General features: G+C 75.9%; 4 protein-coding genes. 2 read left to right on the plus strand and 2 right to left on the minus strand.

All coding sequences use genetic code 11. The features are described from left to right. On the minus strand, positions 1-732 hold a 732-nt coding region (locus VR45_RS33670), incomplete at its 3' end, for a LysR family transcriptional regulator (protein ID WP_045943704.1). Positions 733-952: 220 nt separating this feature from the next. On the opposite strand from VR45_RS33670, the gene VR45_RS33675 reads away from it, so the two are divergent. Next, positions 953-2,215, plus strand: coding sequence for an FAD-dependent monooxygenase (locus tag VR45_RS33675; RefSeq protein ID WP_045943705.1), 1,263 nt, complete (start codon positions 953-955; stop codon positions 2,213-2,215). A 39-nt stretch (positions 2,216-2,254) separates the two neighbouring features. Beyond that, on the plus strand, positions 2,255-3,295 hold the full coding sequence (locus tag VR45_RS33680; RefSeq protein WP_052709580.1) for a LysR family transcriptional regulator: 1,041 nt from the start codon (positions 2,255-2,257) through the stop codon (positions 3,293-3,295). Here VR45_RS33680 and VR45_RS33685 read toward each other — a convergent pair. Then, positions 3,276-4,299, minus strand: a 1,024-nt coding sequence (locus tag VR45_RS33685; RefSeq protein WP_045943707.1) for an FtsX-like permease family protein, incomplete at its 5' end; no start/stop codon positions are given. The genes VR45_RS33680 and VR45_RS33685 overlap by 20 nt on opposite strands.

The following is a 4,299-nucleotide window of genomic DNA, read 5'->3' on the forward strand; positions in this document are numbered from 1 at the left end:
CGCGTGGGAGGTGAGGGCGATGCCGATCCCCTCCGCGACCAGCGCGAGCTGCAGGGCGACGTCGTTCGTCGCGCAGGCGATGTCCAGCCGCAGGTCCGCCGCGGCGAAGGCGGCCCGGACGAACGCGTGCACCCCGCTGTCGGGGCCGTAGCTGATGACCGGGCCCCGGGCCGCCTCGTCGAGGGGCATCGGACGGTCCGCGGGCCGGCTGCCGGCGGGGAGGACCGCGACGATCCGGTCCTCCAGCAGCACCCGCGAGGCGACGCCGGCGGGTTCGCCGTCCGGCGGCCCGGCGACCACGGCCGCATCGATCTCCCCGGCGCGGACCCTGGCCAGCAGCGAGGGGCTGGACGCCCCGACGAGACTCACCGCGACCCGGGGGTAGCGGCGGTGGTACTCCCCCAGCAGCCGGGGGACGACGGTGCCCTCCAGGCCCCCGACGGTCCCCAGCGCCAACGAGCCGCCGAGCAGACCCGACCGCTCGGCGAACTCCAGCACCGCCGACGCGGCCGACGCCAGACAGGCCCGGGCGTGCGGCAGCAGGGCGGCGCCCCCGGAGGTGAGGACCACCTGCCTGGGCAGGCGTTCGAACAGGGGCTCCCCCAACTCCTTCTCCAGGGCCTGGATCTGCTGGCTGATCGCGGGCTGGACGACGTGGCAGCGGGCCGCCGCCCTGGTGAACGACCGCTCCTCCGCCACGGCGACGAAGTATTCGAGCGTACGGAGCTCCATGGCCGACAAACTATCAATTCCGCAGCTGGGCAGCCGGGTTGCGCCCGAGTCGACTCCGCGACGACGAACCCCCGTGCGATCAGCGGTCGTGACGGCTGCCATCACCAGCGCCTATTGGACCCGCGCGCCGGGGACCCCGAAGCTGGTGGCCGGGGTACCGGCCCTGGTGACCGCGGTACCGGCCGGACCCGCGGCTCCGGCGAAGGGCGAGGACAGACAGATGAGAGTGACCGTCGTCGGCGGCGGCATCGCCGGACTGACCTGTGCCCTGAGCCTGCACGCCGCCGGCTTCGCCCCCCGGGTGTACGAAGCGGCGCGCAAGGTCGAGGCGGTCGGCGTCGGCATCAACCTGCTGCCGCACGCCGTCCGGGAACTCGCCGAACTCGGCCTGGAGCAGGAACTCGCCGCCGTCGGGCTCCCCCCGCACCGGCTGAGCTACCGGGACCGGGCGGGCACAACGGTCTGGGAGGAGCCACTGGGACGCGCCGCCGGCTACCGGTGGCCGCAGTACTCCGTGCACCGCGGCCGCCTGCAACTGCTGCTCCTGGCGGCGGTTCGCGAGCGGCTGGGGCCGGACTCGGTCCGTACCGGCCTGCTGTTCCAGGGGTTCGAGCAGAACGCGGACGGCGTCCGCGCCCGGTTCCTGGACCGGTCGAGCGGTCGGCCCGTGCTCGACACCGCCGACGTGCTGGTCGGCGCCGACGGCACGGACTCCGTGGTCCGCCGCCGGTTGTACCCGGACGAGGGCCTGCCGAACGGGAACGGCGTCCACATGTGGCGCGGGGTCGCACCGCACCCGCGGGTCCTGGACGGCCGGTCGATCGTGGTGGCCGGGGGCATCCCGGGCGCGAAGTTCGTCGCCTATCCGATCGAGGACGGCGCGACCGCGGCCGCCGACACCCTGGTGAACTGGGTGCTGGAGGTGCGGCACGGCCCGTCCGGGCCGCCGGGGGGCGGCCCGGGCCGTCGTGTCCCCGCCGCGGAGGCCCGCGCCGGGCTGTCGTCCTGGCATCTGCCGTGGATCGACCTCGCGGCGCTCGCCGAACGCTCCCCGGCGATCCTCGAGTACCCGATGCTGGACCGCGACCCCCTGCCGCGCTGGAGCTTCGGACGGGTCACCCTCCTCGGCGACGCCGCGCACCCGATGTTCCCGATGGGCATGAACGGCGGCTCGCAGTCCGTCGTCGACAGCCGGGTGCTGGCCTGGTGCCTGGCCCGCGACGACGACGCCGTGGCCGCGCTCGACCGCTACGACCGGATGCGCCGGCCGACCGTCAACGCGATCGTGCTGGCCAACCGGGAGCTGGGACCGGAGGAGACGATCGCGCGGGCCGAGGAGAACGGCGGTCCGCTGCCCCCCGGACCGGCCGAGCGGATCGCGGCCCGCTACAAGCGCCTGACCGGGGCCACCGCGTCCCAGGTCAACACCCATCCGTCCTGGACGGTCCCCGCCGCCACGCTCGGAGTCACCGGTGGGGCATGATCATGCCCATCGGTCCGACAATCCGGGGGGAGTCCGACGATGGAACGCGCCGAGATGGAGATGTTCCTGACGCTCTGCGAGGAGCTGCACTTCGGCCGCACCGCCGAGCGGCTGCACGTCACCACGGGGCTGGTCAGCAGGACGGTGAAGCGGATCGAACGGCGGATCGGCGCGCCGTTGTTCGAACGCAGCTCCCGCCGGGTGGCGCTGACCTCGGTCGGGGAGGGTCTGCGGGAGGACCTGCAGCCCTTGTGGGAAGGCATCGGGCGGGCACTGCGACGCGCCGAGCTGGCCGGCAGCGGTGTCACCGGCACGCTCACCGTGGGGTTCATGGGCGCGCAGAACGGGCGGGTGGTGCACGCCGCCCGCGCGGTCTTCGAGCACCGCAATCCGCACGGCGTGGTCCGGGTGGTCGAGACGCAGCTGCACCAGCACGCGGAGCAGCTGCGGGACGGGAGCGCCGACCTGCTGCTGACCACGCTGCCGGTGGACGAGCCGGACCTGACGGTCGGCGCGGTGGTCACCCGCGGCCCCCGCTTCGTGGTCCTGCCCGCCGGGCACCGGCTCGCCGACCGGGGCACGGTGACGCTGGAGGATCTGGGCGGCGAGACCTTCGTCGACCTGCCGGGTTGCGTCCCGCGCTACTTCGTCGACTTCCACATGCCCCGGCAGACCCCCGGCGGGCGGGCCATCGCCCGCCACGGCGAGCCCTGCGGCACCTACGCCGAGGCGGTGGCCCTGGTCGCGGCGGGGCGGGCGATGGTGCCGGGCGACGGGCAGCTGCCCCTGCTCTACCGGCGCCCGGACCTCCGGTTCGTCCGGGTCGGCGACGCGCCGCCGGTCGAGCAGGGGCTGGTGTGGCGCGGCCGGGACGACGCCGACCCGCGGGTGCGGGCGTTCGCCGCCGCCGTCCACGAGGTCGCCCCGGCCCTCGCCCCGCCCGGCGTGGCCAGCATCGCGCCGGCCGGCCTCGCGCCGGCCGACGTCACCCCGTCAGGCGTCGCCCCGGCCCGCGTCACCCCGGTCGGCGTCACCCCGGTCGGCGTCGCCCCGGCGGCGGCTACTCGCGGGCGCCGATGACGTCGGCGGGGCGCCCGGAGAGTGCCCGCCGGCCCGGGACCAGGGTGGCCGCCAGGGCCAGGGCCGCCGCGGCACCCAGCACGCCGAGGAAGGCCACCGGGTCGACGCTGGGCGTGGCGGACCCGGTCGTCCCGATACTGAAGGCCGTGAGGACCGCGAGCGCGATCCCACTGCCGAGCACCGCCGAGACCAGCACCACCAGCAGGGCCTCGATCCGGAGCACGGCCAGCACCTGGCGCCGGGTGGTGCCCACCAGCCGCAGCAGCGCGAACTCGCGGCGCCGCTCGGAGACCGACATCGCCAGGGTGTTCACCACGGCGATCGCGGTGAAGGCGACGACCAGGCCCATCGCGACGTAGTTGACCTCGGCCCCGGAGCGCCGGCCCTCGGCCCGTACGGCGTCGGCCTGGTCCCGGTCCAGGACGGCGACCCCGGGCAGGTCCGCCACGGCCTGCCGCAGGGCGTCCCGGCCGGGGCCGCCCGCGCCGGAGGTGCGGACGAGCAGGGTGGCGGGGAGCGGGTTGTCGAGGTGGCCCGCCACGAGCGCCCGGCTCAGGGTGACGTCCCCGAAGCCCAGGCCCCGGCGGTGGACGGCCACCACGTCCAGGACCACCGCCGTGCCGTCACCGAGGGTCAGCTCCAGCCGGTCGCCCGGCCGGCGGCCCAGGTCGGCCGCCGCGGTCTCGCTCAGTGCCACGCTGCGCGGGCCGAAGCCGTCCAGGCTGCCGGCGGTGACGCCGGGGTCCCAGGTCCGGCTGAGACCGTCGGTGGAGACCGCCTGGGCCGGGTACTTCGTCAGGCCGACCCGGACCGAGGTCCGGGCGACCTCGGTCACCGCGGTGACCCCCGGCAGTCGGCGCAGCCGCTCGGCCGCCGGGTCGGGCACGCCCGGTGCGGCCGAGCCGACCACCCAGTCCGCGGTGGTCCCGGCCCTGGCCTGCGCGGTGGCGGCCGCGTCCGTGGTGGTGCCGACGAACAGCACGGTGCAGACCATGGCGATCAGC

Origin of the sequence: Streptomyces sp. NRRL S-495, from assembly GCF_000966955.1 — a bacterium.
Classification (GTDB): Bacteria; Actinomycetota; Actinomycetes; order Streptomycetales; family Streptomycetaceae; genus Kitasatospora; species Kitasatospora purpeofusca.